This is a genomic window from Ensifer sp. LC11 (assembly GCF_001695835.1).
Taxonomy (GTDB): Bacteria; Pseudomonadota; Alphaproteobacteria; order Rhizobiales; family Rhizobiaceae; genus Ensifer.
This window is the reverse complement of the sequence record NZ_MBSO01000073.1, coordinates 185,321-201,623: the sequence shown is the minus strand read 5'-3', so window position 1 is coordinate 201,623 and position 16,303 is coordinate 185,321. Positions and strand designations below refer to the sequence as shown.

The following is a 16,303-nucleotide window of genomic DNA, read 5'->3' as shown; positions in this document are numbered from 1 at the left end:
GAACCAGGCTGTCGAGCGTCACCATCTCGAGTGCGGTCTGTTCGGGAGCGGGTTTCTTCAACATAACCCAGTGAATCAAAAACCCCCGGCAAACGCCAGAGGTTTGTCAGCAGTCTGAGGGCGCCATGATGGCGCCCTTTCTCTTTGTGCGTCGACGGGTAGCGGCGCGGCTCAGAAGGGCGAAAGGCCGGTCGGACGGCCGTTCCATGATTGTCCGATCCGACCAGGGATGAAATCGATTACAAATCTTCGAGGAATCTGTGCCTTTGCCGGTTGCCCCTTGTCGAAAATCTGATAGCGTGCGGCACCTGTAACGTTTCAGGTTTATCAGTTTCAACGGAAACGGCGTGCTTTACGCCGTTTTCCGGCAGCTGGTCGGACGGGTCGACAGATCTTCGACCGTTCCATCGGGAGGAAAATCGGGATGAAGACCATCAAGGGGCCAGGGCTCTTTCTTGCGCAATTTGCCGGCGATGCGGCGCCATTCAACTCCTGGGACGCGATCACCAAATGGGCGGCGGACTGCGGCTACAAGGGCGTACAGGTCCCGAGCTGGGACGCACGGCTGATCGACCTGAGACAAGCGGCGACCTCCAAGACCTATTGCGACGACTTTGCCGGTACGGCGCGCGACAACGGCGTCGAGGTGACCGAGCTTTCCACCCACCTGCAGGGCCAGCTCGTCGCCGTGCACCCGGCCTATGACGAGGCCTTCGACGGGTTTGCGGCACCCGAAGTGCGCGGCAACCCGAAGGCAAGGCAGGCCTGGGCGGTGGAGCAGGTGAAACTGGCGCTGACCGCCTCGAAGAACCTCGGGCTGAACGCGATGGCGAGCTTTTCCGGCGCGCTTGCCTGGCCCTTCGTCTATCCCTGGCCGCAGCGGCCGGCCGGGCTTGTCGAGACCGCGTTCGACGAACTGGCAAAACGCTGGAGGCCGATCCTCGACCATGCCGAGGAAAACGGCGTCGACATCTGCTACGAGATCCATCCGGGCGAGGACCTGCACGACGGCGTCACCTACGAGATGTTTCTCGAGCGCACCGGCAACCATGCCCGCGCCTGCATGCTCTACGACCCCTCGCACTACGTGCTGCAGTGCCTCGACTATCTCGACAACATCGACATCTACAAGGACCGCATCCGGATGTTCCACGTCAAGGATGCGGAGTTCAACCCGACCGGGCGACAGGGTGTCTATGGCGGCTACCAGGGCTGGGTCAACCGGGCCGGGCGCTTCCGTTCGCTCGGCGATGGCCAGGTCGATTTCGGCGCGGTGTTCTCGAAGATGGCGGCCAATGATTTCGCCGGTTGGGCCGTGGTTGAGTGGGAATGCGCGCTGAAACATCCGGAGGATGGCGCGCGCGAGGGTGCCGATTTCGTCAAGCACCACATCATCCGCGTTACCGAGAAGGCCTTTGACGACTTTGCCGGCGCGGGCACCGACGAGGCGGCCAACCGGCGCATGCTCGGCATCTGAGGTTGGCGTAACCAGAGGGGGCGATTGCCCCTCTCCTCGGGTTTAACCCGAGGACTACCTCTCCCCGCAGGCGGGGAGAGGGGACGCGGACTGCGGCTGGCGTCGGATTGCTTAGGTTGGTGTTGCGGTGATGACGAGTGCGGGCGGGTGCCGCATGGTCCCTTCGCCCCGCTCGCGGGGAGAAGGAGCCGGCAGGCGGATGAGGGGCAGCTCACCGTCGGACAAGGGCAACTACTACGGCTGGATGAACAAGCCCGAGACAAACGAACAAACAACACACGAACGGAAACAGGGGAGACGATTATGGCAATCGAAGGAACGAGCGAGAAGCGCGAGCGCCGCATCCGGCTCGGCATGGTGGGCGGTGGCTCGGGTGCCTTTATCGGCGCGGTGCACCGCATCGCCGCCAGGCTCGACGATCACTTCGAGCTGGTGGCGGGCGCCCTGTCGTCGACACCGGAGAAGGCGGAAAGCTCGGGCCGCGAGCTTGGGCTCGATCCGGCGCGCGTCTACTCCGACTTCAAGCAGATGGCGATCCGCGAGGCGAAGCTGAAGGACGGCATCGAGGCGGTGGCGATCGTTACGCCGAACCACGTGCACTATGCCGCGGCAAAAGAGTTCCTGAAGCGCGGCATCCATGTGATCTGCGACAAGCCGCTGACCTCGACGCTATCTGACGCCAAGAAGCTGAAGAAGGCGGCCGACGAAAGCGACGCGCTGTTCGTGCTGACGCACAACTACACCGGTTATCCGATGGTGCGGCAGGCGCGCGCGATGGTCGAAAATGGCGAGATCGGCGCTATCCGGCTGGTGCAGATGGAGTATCCGCAGGACTGGCTGACGGAGAACATCGAGCAGTCCGGCCAGAAGCAGGCGGCCTGGCGCACCGATCCGGCCCGCTCGGGCGCCGGCGGCTCGACCGGCGATATCGGCACCCACGCCTATAATCTCGGCGCCTTCGTCTCCGGTCTCGAGCTGGAAGAGCTTTCGGCCGATCTCGACAGCTTCGTGCCCGGCCGCCAACTCGACGACAATGCCCATGTGATGATGCGCTTCAGGAAGAAGGACGGCGAGCGCGCCAAGGGTCTGCTGTGGTGCAGCCAGGTGGCGCCCGGCCACGAGAACGGCCTGATGGTGCGCGTCTACGGCACCAAGGGCGGGCTCGAATGGACGCAGAAGGATCCGAACTATCTCTGGTACACGCCGTTCGGCGAGCCGAAGCAATTGCTCACCCGGGCGGGTGCCGGGGCGGGCGCTGCTGCCAACCGCGTCAGCCGCGTTCCGTCAGGCCATCCGGAGGGCTACCTCGAAGGCTTCGCCAACATCTACACCGAGGCCGCACGCGCCATCTTTGCCAAGCGCAAGGGCGAAAAGGTCGATCCTGCCGTCACCTATCCGACCATTGATGACGGCATGAAGGGCATGGCCTTCGTCGATGCCTGCGTACAGTCATCCAAACGAAATGGTGCCTGGGTAAAGGTGTAACGAAACGCCGGAGCCGGCGAAAGGGCGGGCGTTCCCGCCCTTTTTCGCGAGTTGACATTTGCCTGTGCGGCCTTAGGCCAACCGGCGAAACACAAGACGACAACGTGGTCCCGCTGGCAGCGGGGCCGGAACGAGACGAGACAAAAGAGATGACCGATCCCAAGATCCTGGCTGAGCGATTCCCGGGCGATTTCGTATTCGGGGTGGCGACCGCCTCCTTCCAGATCGAAGGCGCCACCAAGGCGGACGGGCGCAAGCCGTCGATCTGGGACGCCTTTTCCAACATGCCCGGCCGCGTCTTCGGACGGCACAATGGCGATATCGCCTGCGACCACTACAACCGGCTGGACGCGGATCTGGACCTGATCAAAAGCCTCGGTGTCGACGCTTATCGTTTCTCGATTGCCTGGCCGCGCATCATCCCTGAAGGCACCGGCCCGATCAACGAGAAGGGGCTCGATTTTTACGATCGCCTCGTCGATGGGCTGAAGGCCCGCAACATCAAGGCCTTCGCCACGCTTTACCACTGGGATCTGCCGCTGGCGTTGATGGGTGATGGCGGCTGGACCGCACGCACGACGGCCTACGCCTTCCAGCGCTACGCCAAGACGGTGATCGCCCGCCTCGGCGACCGGCTCGACGCAGTCGCGACCTTCAACGAGCCCTGGTGCTCGGTCTGGCTCAGCCACCTCTACGGCATCCATGCGCCGGGCGAACGCAACATGGATGCAGCACTTCATGCGCTGCACTTCACCAACCTGGCGCACGGCCTCGGCGTCGACGCGATCCGCTCCGAGCGGCCGAACCTGCCTGCTGGCATCGTCATCAACGCGCATTCGGTCTATCCCGGCAGCAACAGCAAGGCCGACAAGGCGGCGGCCGAGCGGGCCTTCGACTTCCACAACGGCGTCTTCTTCGGCCCGATCTTAAGAGGCGAATACCCCGAGAGCTTCATGAGCGCGCTGGGAGATCGCATGCCCGCGATCGAAGACGGCGACATGGAGACGATTTCGCGGCCACTCGACTGGTGGGGGCTGAACTACTACACGCCGATGCGCGTCAGCGCCGATCCGGCAAAGGGCGCGGAGTATCCGGCGACGATCAACGCCAAGCCGGTGAGCGACGTGAAGACCGATATCGGCTGGGAAGTCTATGCACCGGCACTGGGCGCATTGGTCAAGACGCTCAACGCCAAGTACCAGCTGCCCGACTGCTACATCACCGAGAACGGCGCCTGCTACAACATGGGCGTCGAGAACGGCATCGTCGACGACCAGCCGCGGCTCGACTACATCGCCGACCATCTGTCTGTCACGGCCGAGCTGATTTCTGAAGGCTATCCGATGCGCGGCTACTTCGCCTGGAGCCTGATGGACAATTTCGAATGGGCCGAAGGCTACAAGATGCGTTTCGGCATCGTGCATGTCGACTACGAAACCCAGGTGCGCACCATCAAGAAAAGCGGTCAGTGGTACCAGGCGCTTGCCGAAGAGTTCCCGAAGGGCAACCATGGCTGATGGGCGGGCGGCCTCAATCCGCCCGCGACCAGAGCAACTCCGGTACGTCTGAATTTCCGTCCGGTGTTGCGTAAGTCCTAGGACGCCCCGCGAACCGGCAGGACCTCGAGGCTCTGCCGGTCGAGCTGGGCCAGTACTTCCTTGAAACCGTAGCGCGGCTTCCAGTCGAGCTTTTCGATAGCGGCACTCGGGTCGTAGACCCGGTCGATGGTGGCCGGCAGCGCCCAGCCGCGATCGGCAAAGGCTTGCGAGAGTTTCGGCGCGCGTTCGCGCAGGAGCCCGGCGGCATCCTCTGCCAGCCGGCGGCAGTCGGTCGGAAGCAGCGGCGTTTCGCCGGAGATGATGTAGCGCTGGAAGGCGGGCCCGCCATTGTCGAGCGCCGCCACATGGGCGGCGGCGACGTCGCGGGCGTCAATGCCGCGATGCAGCCGGTAGCCTGCGACGCGGTCGGCGGCTTCAGGGAAACAGCGCGACATGCGCAATACCCGCACATGCAAGGCGCGGTCCGCGGCGTTTTCGAGCAAAGCTTCGCCCGCAAGCTTGGTGTGGTGGTAGATGGTGTGCGGCTTCGGCGGCGTGTCCTCGGTGATCCAGGCGCAGCCGCCGTCCGCGACGGCATGTCCATAAAGCGCTGTCGTGCTGGTAAAGACGATGCGGCCGACGCCGGCCGATTGCGCGGCGGCGATCACCAGATGGGTGCCCATCACATTGACCCGCTCGAACTCCTGGTCGGCCACCGCATCGACATGCGGCGCATGCAGTGCGGCTGTGTGGATGACCGCATCGGCGCCTTCCATCGCCCGCTCCAGCAGTTCGCCGTCGACGAGATCGCCGACAATGGCGGTCGTGCCGAAGGGGGTGCGGTCGATACCGATGACATCATGGTCTGCGGCGAGTGCGTTATAGATCGCCCGGCCGATACGGCCTGAGCTTCCGGTCAAGACGATGCGCATTTCCTACCTCGTAACCCGTGCTCCTTGCCCGTTAGCACGAAACGCCGACGGGGGCAGTCCGTCCGGACGAGGATATCCAAGGTGGTGGCGCCGCGATGTGGCGCTTCTCAGGCGGGCGTGCGGCAAAAGAGCATGGTTTTGCCGCTCCTCAGCATATTCAGGAAAATCGTGCCTGTGAAACGGTCCGGCAATTCTCCATAAGGGCCGTAGATTATGTCGCATGCGGGCCATGCGGCGCCAAAGTTGAACTGACTGGTTGCTTGATGTTAGAGAAGTGCTCCCTGTTCCGAATGCGTTGTCGAATGTCGGCCTGACCAGACGCGCGTCCCATCCCGGCCAGCCCGGGATCATGAGTTTTGAACATCCGAGAGCACCTATGTACCCGCACAATTCGACTGCGCCACTTTCGGGGGTCTCCGAACGATGAGCGTTTCCGCCCAAAGCGCCACGCCACCCGCTGACGCGGCCGTCGTCTTCGACGGCGTTTCCAAGCATTTTCCCGCCTCCGGCCAAAGCGGTGCCTTTACCGCACTCGACACCGTTTCGCTGACCGTCGACCGCGGCTCGATCACCGGCATCATCGGTCGCTCCGGCGCCGGCAAGTCGACCCTGATCCGGCTGGTCAACGGGCTGGAGAAGCCGACAGGCGGCAAGGTTATGGTCGATGGCGTCGATGTCGGCGCGCTCGATGAGGCGGCGCTGCGCAGCCTTCGCCGCAACGTCGGCATGATCTTCCAGCATTTCAACCTGCTGTCCTCGCGCACCGTGTTCGGCAATGTCGCGCTGCCGCTCGAGATATCAGGCATGGACAAGCGCGCCATCGAACAGCGCGTCCGGCCGCTGCTTGATCTCGTCGGCCTTGCCGACAAGCACGGGCGCTACCCGGCCGAACTCTCGGGTGGCCAGAAGCAGCGCATCGGCATCGCCCGTGCGCTCGCGACTGAGCCGAAGCTCCTGCTTTCGGACGAGGCGACGTCGGCGCTCGACCCGGAGACGACCCAGTCGATCCTCGAACTCTTGAAGCGCATCAATGCCGAACTCGGCCTGACGGTGCTGCTCATCACCCACGAGATGGAAGTGGTGAAGGCCGTAACGTCGGACGTCGCCGTCATCGACCATGGCCGCATCGTCGAGCGCGGCCATACCTTCGACGTCTTCACTCATCCGAAGCACGAGACGACGCGGGCGCTGCTTTCGGGCCTGCCGGGCTCCAAGCTTCCGGATGCGGTGGCTCGCGCCCTCAAAACCCAGCCGGCGGCTGGCGATCGTGCCGTCGTGCGGCTCACCTTCTTCGGGGCCGCGGCCGAAAAGCCGCTGATCTCGCAACTGATCAAGTCCGTCGGTGCAGAGGTCAACATCATCGCCGGCACGATCGACGAGATTGGCGGCGCACCCTACGGCTCGCTGGTCGTTGCCTATGGCGCGGATGCGGAGACATCCGGGCGCGCCGAACGCTTCTTTGTCGAAAACGGCCTGGTCACGGAGGTGCTCGGTTATGTCGCCTGATATTCTCCTGCGCATCGGCGGCGCCACCGTCGACACCATCTACATGGTCGCCGTCGCCGGCCTGATCGGTTCGCTGATCGGGCTTCCGATCGGCATCTTCCTCGCGACCAGCGGCAAGGGTGAGCTCTTTCCGGCGCCGACGCTCAACCGCATCGTCGGGCTGATCGTCAACGCCACCCGCTCGACGCCGTTCATCATTCTGGTGGTCGCCATCATTCCCTTCACGCGGCTCCTCACCGGCACCTCGATCGGCACCAAGGCGGCGATCGTGCCGCTGACGATCGCGACCATTCCTTTTGTCGCGCGTCTGGTGGAAGCGGCGATCCGCGAGATCGACAAGGGGCTGATCGAGGCGGCGCGCGCCATGGGCGCGACCCCGATGCAGATCATCTTCAAAGTGCTGCTCGCAGAAGCGCGGCCGGCGCTGACCCTGGCGCTCACCATGACCGCTGTCAGCCTGATCGGCTATTCGGCGATGGTCGGCGCCGTCGGCGGCGGCGGGCTCGGCGATCTCGGTATCCGCTACGGTTACCAGCGCTTCATGCCCGACGTCATGCTCGTCGTCGTCATCGTGCTGATCGTGCTGGTGCAGCTCGTCCAGAGCGCCGGCGACGGCCTGGCGCGGCGCTTCGACAAGAAGAACCGCAAGACCTGACTTCCTCCCAAGACTTGAACGTGAACAAGGAGACACCCATGAAGAAGCTCATCATCGCGGCAGCGATTGCCGCTCTTACCGCCGGCACGGCACTGGCCGAGACCATCAAGGTCGGCGTAACGCCGGGCGAACATGCCCAGATCATGGAGAAGGTGAAGGAAGTCGCAGCCCCCAAGGGCCTCGACATCGAGATCCTCGAATTCTCCGACTACGTCGTTCCGAACCAGGCTCTGGCCGATGGCGACCTCAACGCCAACTCGTTCCAGCACCAGCCCTATCTCGACAACCAGATCGCCGATCGCGGCTTCGAGATCGTCAGCGTCGGCACCACCATCACCACGCCGATGGGGGTCTATTCGCAGAAGGTGAAGAGCCTCGACGAGATCAAGGACGGTGGAACGATCGCCATCCCGAACGATCCGACCAATGGCGGCCGCGCGCTGCTGGTTCTCGCTTCCAAGGGCCTGATCAAGGTCAAGGAAGACGCCGGCCTGAAGGTCACGCCGGCCGACATCACCGAAAATACGAAGAACATCACCTTCGCCGAGCTTGACGCCGCCCAGCTGCCGCGCTCGCTGCAGGACGTCGACGCGGCCGTCATCAACACCAACTACGCGATGGAAGCCGGTCTGCACCCGAAGAAGGATGCGATTGCGATCGAAGGCGAGAAGTCGCCCTATGCCAACGTCATCGCGGTGCGCAAGGCCGACAAGGATGCGCCTTGGGTGAAGACACTGGTCGAGGCCTACCACGATGAAAAGGTGAAGACCTTCATCAACGACACCTTCAAGGGCGCGCTGATCCCGAGCTGGTAAGCTCTCCCTTCGACAGGAAATCTGAACCGCGCGCTGCAATTGCGGCGCGCGGTTTTTCTTTGACCGCACGGCTCCCGAAGCTATCCTCCCGAGGCTTCGAGGAGGACGAACCATGAGTGTCATGAACGGCGGCTGCCTCTGCGGCGCCATCCGCTACGAGGCGAAGGGCAAGCCACTCTATTCCGGCTTCTGCCATTGCCGCGATTGCCAGCGAACGACCGGAACCGGCCATTGCTGCTACATGATCTTCGATCGCACTGATGTGACGATGTCGGGCACATGCCGTGGCTACGAGACGCGCGCCGAGAACGGCAATCCCTCGATCCGCTATTTCTGCGAAACCTGCGGCAGCCAGGTCTACGGCTCCGGTCCACCAGGCGATCCGCGCCTGTCGATCTATGCCGGCACTCTCGATGACCCCTCGGTGTTCCGGCCGACCGATGCGATCTTCACCCGCAGCCGCCATGAATGGGATCGCAGCGCGTTGGCGCTTGAGGAGTGCGAGGCGTTGCCGGGTTAGATGACGCGATGGGGATCGGGGTTTGGCTTGCCCCTCACCCTCACCCTCTCCCCGCAAGCGGGGCGAGGGGACGTGCCTTCGAGCGGCCGTCGCGAGCGGAGCCTTCGTTGCCATCCCGAGCCTGTCTGATGCGGCAGTTCGCGAACTGGAGCTTGATCACTGGATGGGGCGGTGCCGCGCGTCTCCTTCGCCCCGCCTGCGGGGAGAAGGTGCCGGCAGGCGGATGAGGGGCTTTCTCTGCGAAAAAGTTAGCTGCCGAGGTGGCGCTCGCCGCGCTTCTTGGCCAGCTCGATCTGTCTCTGGCGCTGGCGGTAGCGCTCGCGGTCCTCGTCGCTACGGATCTCGTAACAATGAATACAGGAAACGCCGTCCTCGTGGTGCGGCGAGGCAAGGTCGGCCTTCGTCAGTGGCTGACGGCAGGCGTGGCAGAGCGTGTGTTCGCCTTCCTCGAGGCCGTGGGTGACGGAGACGCGGTCGTCGAAGACGAAGCAGGCGCCTTCCCAGAGGCTTTCTTCCTGCGGCACCTCTTCGAGATACTTCAGGATACCGCCCTTGAGGTGGTAGACCTCGTCGAAGCCCTGCTCCTTCATGAAGGCGGTCGCCTTTTCGCAGCGAATGCCGCCGGTGCAGTACATGGCGATCTTCGGCTTGTTGTGCAGGCCGGTGTGATTGCGCACCCATTCGGGGAATTCGCGGAAGGTCTTGGTCTGCGGATCGACCGCGCCCTTGAAGATGCCGATCGCCGTCTCGTAGTCGTTGCGGGTGTCGATGACGATCGTGTCGGGATCGGCGATCAGCGCATTCCAGTCCTTCGGATCGACATAGGTGCCAACGATCTTGTTGGGGTCGATGTTCTCGACGCCCATGGTGACGATTTCCTTTTTCAGCCGCACCTTCATGCGCAGGAACGGCATGGAGGACGCCCGGCTTTCCTTGTGCCCCAGCGCGCCAAATTCAGGCTGTGCACGCAGGTATGCGAGCACGGCGGCGATACCGGCGTCGGTGCCGGCGATCGTGCCGTTGATGCCCTCATGGGCAATGAGCAACGTGCCTTTGACGCCGTTTTCGTCGCAGATGGTCTGCAGCGGTTCGCGGAATTCGGCGAAGCGCGGGAAGCTTGCGAAATGATAGAGCGCAGCCACCAGAAACTGGCCATGCGTCTCACCATGGGTCTCAGGGCGCGGAGTCGTGGAAATGTCGGTCATGGGCGGTGCAAATACAGCTTTCGCGCCGCAAGCGCAATCGTTGCAGGCGTGTGGGGTGCACTCTGTCGCGCTTCGGGACGATAGGTCGGGGCCAGCGCGCTAGCGCGCGGCATCCAGCCAGAGCAACCGGATCGTCCGGCTCTCTTCGTCCGGCTGCTCCTGAAAGACCGTTGCCGCCATCGTCAAAGCGTCCTCGCGCAAGGATTTCTGCCGGGCGATGACCGCGGCGATAAGATGCGCCTGGTCCTGGCTGCTGCCGGCAAGGCCCGGCTCCTCGTTGATCAGCTGGGTCAAGACGGCGAGGTCGTTGAGGTGGCCGAGCGTGTCGACCAGCTCTTTGGCCTCGGCGCGCTTGGCTTGCATGGCGGAAGGCCAGACCTCGCGCATGAGGCCGAGGTGCAAGCGGTAGTCCTGCGCCCGTTTGCGCAGTTCATGAAACGCCGTGGCTTCCGTGGTCGTTCCGCAGGCGCCCCTGGCGCGATCGGCCCGCCTCAGCGTTCGTCGCCATCCCTTCGTCAGCCGGTCGGCGGTCTTGCGGCGCCGATCGTCGAACGTCACTTCGCTGAGAGCCTGCAAGGCCTGCTCGCAATTGACGATGGTGGCGGCGACCCGATCCTGAATATCGGTGGTGCTTGCCGCGATGCGGTCGCGGCGCGTCGTCAGCCGCTCGCAGACATGGGCAAGGGCGTTCTCTTCCTCGTCGTTGCCGGCCGTGGCCTTGAGGTAATGCGCGTTTTCAACGAGCGCGGCCGCGTCGCGCACGGTCGAAAGGTTGCCGGCCATATCGCGAATGCGTGCATTCTCCCGTTCCCGGAACAGCGGGGCATCGGCGGCGACGAGGCGGTAGAGCGAGCGCAGACGTTTGAAATTCTTGCGGGCCTCATGAATGGCCTCGTGCACGCCTTCAGGGCAGCCTTCGAGGGTCATCACGGCCTCAGTGAGCTGTTCGGCGGCGATGGCACGAAAGTCGTCGGTAAAGGCCCGGCCGGGCCGAAAGGCATAACTCATGATAGGGGTTCCATCAGCCCCTCTGTGGCGAGGGACTGGTTGGAATAGCGGCGGTCGCCGGTGATTTCGCGCCCGATCCAGTTGGGCAGCGCCGGCACGTCCGTCTCGCGTTTCATCTCCACTTCGGCGACGATCAGGCCGCGAAGTTCACCTTCATAGACATCCACTTCCCAGGTAAAACCCTTGTGCGGGACACGATAGCGCCGTTTCTCGATGACGACGCCGACTGCCTGCGTCAACATCTCGCGGGCGTCGTCCATCGGCAGATCGTACTCGTACTCGTTTCTAACGAGTGCCGACTTGCCGATCTTGATGGTGAGGCGCGCCCACTTGTTGCCGTGGATACGCACGCGCAGCGACCGGTCGTCCATGGTCACGACATAGGCCTGCTTGAGGTCTATGCCCTTGTCCGCATGCTCCCTCCATCCGTCGGAAGCGACCAGGAACTTGCGCTCTATCTCCTTCGCCATGGATGCCCCGCGATTTCGAGAGGTTCGACGTGATCAACCTACCTCTTTCCGGCAAAGGCTCAAGTCATCTCTTTGTTGTATGGGGTGTTTTATCTTTTGCTTACGTAACAATGCCGCCGCCACGCGGCCTTCGGTCTCGACAAGCGGCGTCGAGCGGGGTATGCGGGAGGCATATTCAATCGTTTTAAAAAGGACGATCGGCATGAGCGCGAAATCCGACAGGCTACTTTCAACCCTCAAACTGGCGCCGGTCGTTCCGGTGCTGGTGATCGATGATGTGGCGACAGCCGTGCCGCTGGCGCGCGCGCTCGTTGCCGGCGGGTTGAAGGCGATCGAGATCACGCTGCGCACGCCGGCCGCTCTCGAGGCGATCCGGGCTGTCGCCAACGAAGTCGAAGGTGCCGTCGCCGGTGCCGGCACCATCCTCAATGCCGCCCAATTCGAGGCGGCCGTCGAGGCCGGCTCCAAGTTCATCGTCAGCCCCGGCACGACGCAGGAGCTGATCGATGTTGCCAACGATCACGACGTGCCGCTGCTGCCGGGGGCTGCAACCGCCAGCGAAGTCATGGGGCTGCGTGAAGAAGGCTATGAGGTCATGAAGTTCTTCCCGGCGGAGCAGGCCGGCGGTGCCGCCTATCTGAAGTCGCTGTCCTCGCCGCTCGCCGGCACGCTGTTCTGCCCGACCGGTGGGATCTCGCTGTCGAACGCGCGCGACTATCTGACGCTTCCGAACGTCGTTTGCGTCGGCGGTTCCTGGGTCGCGCCGAAGGAACTGGTCACCAAGGGCGACTGGGCCGGCATCACCAAGCTTGCGGCGGAAGCCTTCACGCTGAAGGGCTGAGCAGAGGTAACCGCTTTCTGATTTCAAAGGCCGGGCGAAAGTCCGGCTTTTTTATTGGGCGTGCATCTCTCGCGCGAATTTGTATTTCCGCTGCAACGTTCCTATGTCTCAATCCATCGACGGCGCGATTGCGGGCGGCGCGCCATGCCATTTGTCTTCACGCGCCCGGAACCGACAAGGAGCGAAACCCGATGTTCGACGCGAAGAAATTGCTGGATCAGTTTCTGGGATCGCAGGTGCCCGGTGCCGGTGGCTCGGTGCGCGATCGCGCGACCCAGGTGACGCAGCTTGCCAAGGACAATCCGCTGGCGACTGGCGCCATTGCGGCGGTTCTCTTGGGCACCAAGTCCGGTCGCCAGCTTACCGGCAACGCTGCCGTTCTCGGTGGTCTCGCCGCAATCGCGGGGCTCGGCTATCAGGCCTACAAGAACTATCAGGCCGGCACGACGCCGGGCGGTGCAACGGTCGCCAAGGGTGAGCCGGAACTGCTGCCGCCGCCGGCTGATTCCGGCTTCGCGTCTGCGCCGGAGGCTGTCAGCCACGATTTTGCCCTGACACTCGTGCGCGCCATGATCGCAGCCTCGCGTGCCGACGGCCATATCGACGAAACCGAACGGCAACACATCATGGACAAGCTGTCCGTTTCCGGCCTTTCGGCGGATGCGACAGCCTTCCTGGAAGGCGAGCTTGCCAATCCTGTCGATATCGACGCGATCGTCGGCGCGGCGAAGACGGAGGAGGAGCGTGTGGAAGTCTATACGGCGTCGCGCCTGACGATCGAGCCGGAAACCCGGGCGGAACGCGGCTATCTCGATCTTCTCGCCGGCCGCCTCGGCCTTCCGGATGCGCTGGTCGATCATATCGAGGCAACGGTTTCGGCTGCCAAGGTCCCGGCCTCCGCTTGACGACAGCATGCAGTTCCAGGAAAGCGCGCTGCGCGTTCTTCCTGGAACTGCCCCAACCTCTCATGGGTCCATCACCAGTTTGAATTTGTGTCGGTCGCCGCTCTGGCCTATGCCGGTATGCAGCAGATGAAGTACCACGGCAACTATTGCGCATCCCATAGGGCCCGCGTCGCTATGGGATGGAGGAGGAGCGGTCGATGCGTGATCTCAAGGATTGGAAGGGATGCCCGGCGCCGAAGGGCGTCACGCTGGAAGGTCGTTTCGTCAAGCTCGAACCTTACGAGCGTGAACGGCATCTGCAGGATCTCTGGGACGGGTTCGGCGGCCTGGCGATCAATCCGCTGCTGAAGTATTTCACACAGCCGGATTTCAAGGGGATCGAGGATTTCGATGCCTGGCTGACGGCCGCACAGGAGAAGTCCGGCTGGGTCACGGAGGTCTTCCGCGACAAGGCGACCGGCATCATCGTCGGCATGGCCAACTACATGCGTGCCGATCCGGCCAATGGTGTCGTTGAGGTGGGCGCTGTTGCCCATGGCGCCGCCATGGCGCGTTCGCCGCTCTCGACCGAAGTTCACTACCTGATGGCAAAGCACGTCTTCGAGGACCTTGGCTATCGCCGCTACGAATGGAAATGCCACAACGAGAACGAGGCGAGTCGCAAAACGGCCGCGCGCCTCGGCTTCACCTTCGAAGGCGTTTTCCGTCAGCACATGATATCGAAGGGCGGCAACCGCGACACGGCCTGGTTCTCGATGGTCGACGGCGAGTGGCCGCTGCTCAATGCCGCATTCGAAAGCTGGCTTGCACCTGCTAACTTCGATGTGGACGGCCGGCAGATACGTCGGCTGGAAGATATTCGCGCAGATCTGGAGCGGCAGGCGTCAAAATAGCGCCTGAAGCCCGCCCCTGCACCAGACAACGGCAAGGAAGACATGCAGAACAAGGAAAAGTCACCGGCGATCGCAGCTGCGATCATTCTCGTCGTCGCCGGCCTCGGCTTCTTCGTGCTGCCGTCGATCATGCTGAAGCTCGGCGACATTTCGCCCTGGCTTGCGGCGGTCTTCGGCGTGATCTTCGTGCTCGGCTTCTTCCTGCTGTTCTGGCTGAGAGCGCGCTACCAGCGCAAGCGCGGGCTTTGAGCCAGCGTGCCGGTGTCAGCTCTGCAGAGCCGCGCCGAGCAGGATCAATCCAAGAATGAGAACGAGCAAAGCGCCGGCAATCTCGATGCCGTTCGAGATGCGGGCCGCTGATGCCGTGCTCGACGCGTAACGCAGCGCGACGCCCTTGGCGGTGACCGCCATGGTCGCGAGGATCGAGACGGTGATCGCCGTGCCGATCGACATGGCAAAGACCGAAAGAACGCCGCCGAGATAAAGCCCGTTCAAAAGCGCGAAGGAGAGCACGATCAGCGCGCCGGAGCAGGGGCGCAGGCCAACGGCGATCACAGCCGACCACGCCTCGCGTAGCGCGAAACGATCGCCCCCAAGCATCGACGGGTCAGGGGCGTGGGCATGGCCGCAGCTGGCGCAGACTTCGCCGGGACCGTGGTGATGGCCGTCATGTCCTTGACCATGACGGTGGTGCGCATGATCGTGATCGTGGTGATGATGGTCATGGGCGTGGTGCGCATGCACCGGCGCATCGCCAGCCGCCGCCAGCGCGACCGACGGGCGCAGCATCGAGCGCAGCTTGCGCAGGAGCAGCCAGCCGCCGAAAGCCACGATCAGCGCGTAGCTTGCGATTTCTAGAGACCGGGTGGCATCGGTCATGCTGATCGATGACCCGCGCAGCAGCAGGTAGACCGCACCGATCAAAAGGATCGCGACCACGCCCTGCAGGATCGAGGAGAGGAACGAGAGCAGCACGCCGCGCTTCAGCTCCGTTTCATTGGCGATCATGTAGGAGGAGATGACCGCCTTGCCATGACCGGGGCCCGCCGCGTGAAGGACGCCATAGGTGAAGGAGAGCCCGACCAGCGACCAGAGCTGCCAGGGGTTTTCGCGCATGCCTTTCAGCGCATTGGTCATCAGGCGGTAGAAGCCCTGCTGCTCCATGTTGACCCAGGCGAAAAAGCCGCCGAGGAGGCCGGTGGTCTTGAACGCGGGCTCGGCCGTGCCGATGCCGAGCGGCGACTGGGCGGCTGCGAGCGTCGCGGAGAGGGCCGTGACAATCAGCGTCGCGGCGACCAGACGTCCGATCCTGCGGCTGTTCAGCATGTGATCTCGATCCTGGTTGCGAAGAGCTTCGACATGTCCGTGCCCGTCGGATCGTTCCAGAAGGCATCGGTCAAGGTGTTCTTGTTTTCAGCGAGTACCTCGTCCGGATCCGGGCGAACCACCTTGTGTTCACAGGCATTGATCTTGTCGCCGACAACAGTCAGATCGCCGTCGGTCGCAAAATCCATCGCCGTATACATGGTCGGATCGTAGACGCCGAAGGAGAGCTTGCCCTTGAGCGGCATCGGCTCGGCCGGCTTGACGGCAAACATCATCAGGAGCTGGCCGTCCTTGTAGTCGACCGTAATGCTCGCCGGCTTGTTGACCTTGATGGTTTTGCCGTTGTCGAGGATCGTCGTGTAGTAATTGTACTCCGACAGCGACTCCAGCACCGTCTGGCCGACTTCCGCCAGTTCGTCCGGATCCAGCGTCGCATTCGAGTTCTTGTCGAAATCGAGCACGACGCTCGAGGAAAACAGCTCGTCGAACCGCCAGACATTTCTGAGTTCGCTGACTTCATCCTTGTCGTCCGAGACGACTTCAAGGCGGGCTTCTGCAAAGATATGCGGATGGGCAAAGACCAGCGACGGCGCAAGCAGAGTGGCGAGGCCGGCCATGATGAGGCGCTTGGTTCTCATGAAGCGGCGATCCTTTCGGCCGCGGCAGCACAGCGCCGCGCATCAGATGTGGCGCACAGGGACGCCTTCGATTCGTTTCCGCAATGTAC

18 protein-coding genes are annotated in these 16,303 nt (G+C 63.2%); 11 read left to right on the top strand and 7 right to left on the bottom strand.

The window, feature by feature from the left end:
• The first annotated feature begins 424 nt into the window (after positions 1 to 424).
• From BBX50_RS29120 to BBX50_RS29110, 3 genes are all read left to right on the top strand, one after another.
• Positions 425 to 1,477 (top strand): sugar phosphate isomerase/epimerase, encoded by a 1,053-nt coding sequence (locus tag BBX50_RS29120; protein WP_065778764.1) that lies wholly within the window; start codon positions 425 to 427, stop codon positions 1,475 to 1,477.
• Positions 1,478 to 1,780: 303 nt separating this feature from the next.
• Positions 1,781 to 2,962 carry a Gfo/Idh/MocA family oxidoreductase gene (locus BBX50_RS29115; RefSeq protein ID WP_065778763.1) on the top strand — a complete coding sequence of 394 codons (1,182 nt, stop codon included), beginning with the start codon at positions 1,781 to 1,783 and terminating at the stop codon, positions 2,960 to 2,962.
• Positions 2,963 to 3,111: 149 nt separating this feature from the next.
• On the top strand, positions 3,112 to 4,479 hold the full coding sequence (locus BBX50_RS29110; protein WP_065778762.1) for a GH1 family beta-glucosidase: 1,368 nt from the start codon (positions 3,112 to 3,114) through the stop codon (positions 4,477 to 4,479).
• 77 nt (positions 4,480 to 4,556) lie between these two features.
• Here BBX50_RS29110 and BBX50_RS29105 read toward each other — a convergent pair whose 3' ends face one another.
• Entirely contained in the window at positions 4,557 to 5,432 is an 876-nt protein-coding gene (locus tag BBX50_RS29105) for an NAD(P)-dependent oxidoreductase (RefSeq protein WP_065778761.1), read from the bottom strand.
• 423 nt (positions 5,433 to 5,855) lie between these two features.
• On the opposite strand from BBX50_RS29105, the gene BBX50_RS29100 reads away from it, so the two are divergent.
• From BBX50_RS29100 to BBX50_RS29085, 4 genes are all read left to right on the top strand, one after another.
• Complete coding sequence (locus tag BBX50_RS29100) at positions 5,856 to 6,938, top strand: methionine ABC transporter ATP-binding protein (RefSeq protein WP_065778760.1); 1,083 nt, start codon at positions 5,856 to 5,858, stop codon at positions 6,936 to 6,938.
• Positions 6,928 to 7,593 carry a methionine ABC transporter permease gene (locus tag BBX50_RS29095; protein ID WP_065778759.1) on the top strand — a complete coding sequence of 222 codons (666 nt, stop codon included), beginning with the start codon at positions 6,928 to 6,930 and terminating at the stop codon, positions 7,591 to 7,593. Before BBX50_RS29100 ends, BBX50_RS29095 begins: the two co-directional genes overlap by 11 nt.
• Positions 7,594 to 7,631: 38 nt before the next feature.
• A complete protein-coding gene (locus BBX50_RS29090; protein ID WP_065778758.1) occupies positions 7,632 to 8,408 on the top strand; it encodes a MetQ/NlpA family ABC transporter substrate-binding protein in 777 nt (258 codons plus the stop codon).
• Between the two features lie 112 nt (positions 8,409 to 8,520).
• Positions 8,521 to 8,928 (top strand): GFA family protein, encoded by a 408-nt coding sequence (locus tag BBX50_RS29085; RefSeq protein ID WP_065778757.1) that lies wholly within the window; start codon positions 8,521 to 8,523, stop codon positions 8,926 to 8,928.
• A gap of 248 nt (positions 8,929 to 9,176) precedes the next feature.
• Here the strand turns inward: BBX50_RS29085 and BBX50_RS29080 are convergent, their stop codons facing one another.
• From BBX50_RS29080 to BBX50_RS30360, 4 genes are all read right to left on the bottom strand, one after another.
• The gene (locus tag BBX50_RS29080) at positions 9,177 to 10,133 is read right to left on the bottom strand and encodes a rhodanese-related sulfurtransferase (protein WP_065778756.1); all 957 of its coding nucleotides are present in this window, start codon (positions 10,131 to 10,133) and stop codon (positions 9,177 to 9,179) included.
• A gap of 99 nt (positions 10,134 to 10,232) precedes the next feature.
• Positions 10,233 to 11,141, bottom strand: a complete 909-nt coding sequence (locus BBX50_RS29075) for a CHAD domain-containing protein (RefSeq protein WP_065778755.1) — start codon at positions 11,139 to 11,141, stop codon at positions 10,233 to 10,235.
• Entirely contained in the window at positions 11,138 to 11,611 is a 474-nt protein-coding gene (locus BBX50_RS29070; protein WP_065778754.1) for a CYTH domain-containing protein, read from the bottom strand. The genes BBX50_RS29075 and BBX50_RS29070 overlap by 4 nt, the downstream gene beginning before the upstream one ends.
• 33 nt (positions 11,612 to 11,644) lie before the next feature.
• Positions 11,645 to 11,815 carry a hypothetical protein gene (locus BBX50_RS30360; RefSeq protein ID WP_161490894.1) on the bottom strand — a complete coding sequence of 57 codons (171 nt, stop codon included), beginning with the start codon at positions 11,813 to 11,815 and terminating at the stop codon, positions 11,645 to 11,647.
• On the opposite strand from BBX50_RS30360, the gene BBX50_RS29065 reads away from it, so the two are divergent.
• The 4 genes from BBX50_RS29065 (at position 11,814) to BBX50_RS29050 (ending at position 14,499) form a co-directional block, all read left to right on the top strand.
• Positions 11,814 to 12,452, top strand: a complete 639-nt coding sequence (locus tag BBX50_RS29065) for a 2-dehydro-3-deoxy-phosphogluconate aldolase (protein ID WP_065778753.1) — start codon at positions 11,814 to 11,816, stop codon at positions 12,450 to 12,452. The genes BBX50_RS30360 and BBX50_RS29065 overlap by 2 nt on opposite strands.
• A 191-nt stretch (positions 12,453 to 12,643) precedes the next feature.
• Positions 12,644 to 13,357, top strand: coding sequence for a tellurite resistance TerB family protein (locus tag BBX50_RS29060; RefSeq protein WP_065778752.1), 714 nt, complete (start codon positions 12,644 to 12,646; stop codon positions 13,355 to 13,357).
• Between the two features lie 197 nt (positions 13,358 to 13,554).
• Entirely contained in the window at positions 13,555 to 14,250 is a 696-nt protein-coding gene (locus tag BBX50_RS29055) for a GNAT family protein (RefSeq protein ID WP_065778751.1), read from the top strand.
• A gap of 42 nt (positions 14,251 to 14,292) precedes the next feature.
• Positions 14,293 to 14,499 carry a hypothetical protein gene (locus BBX50_RS29050; protein ID WP_065778750.1) on the top strand — a complete coding sequence of 69 codons (207 nt, stop codon included), beginning with the start codon at positions 14,293 to 14,295 and terminating at the stop codon, positions 14,497 to 14,499.
• Positions 14,500 to 14,514: 15 nt separating this feature from the next.
• Here BBX50_RS29050 and BBX50_RS29045 read toward each other — a convergent pair whose 3' ends face one another.
• Positions 14,515 to 15,576, bottom strand: a complete 1,062-nt coding sequence (locus BBX50_RS29045; RefSeq protein ID WP_065778749.1) for a nickel/cobalt transporter — start codon at positions 15,574 to 15,576, stop codon at positions 14,515 to 14,517.
• Entirely contained in the window at positions 15,570 to 16,214 is a 645-nt protein-coding gene (locus BBX50_RS29040) for a DUF1007 family protein (RefSeq protein WP_065778748.1), read from the bottom strand. Before BBX50_RS29040 ends, BBX50_RS29045 begins: the two co-directional genes overlap by 7 nt.
• Between the last annotated feature and the right edge of the window lie 89 nt (positions 16,215 to 16,303).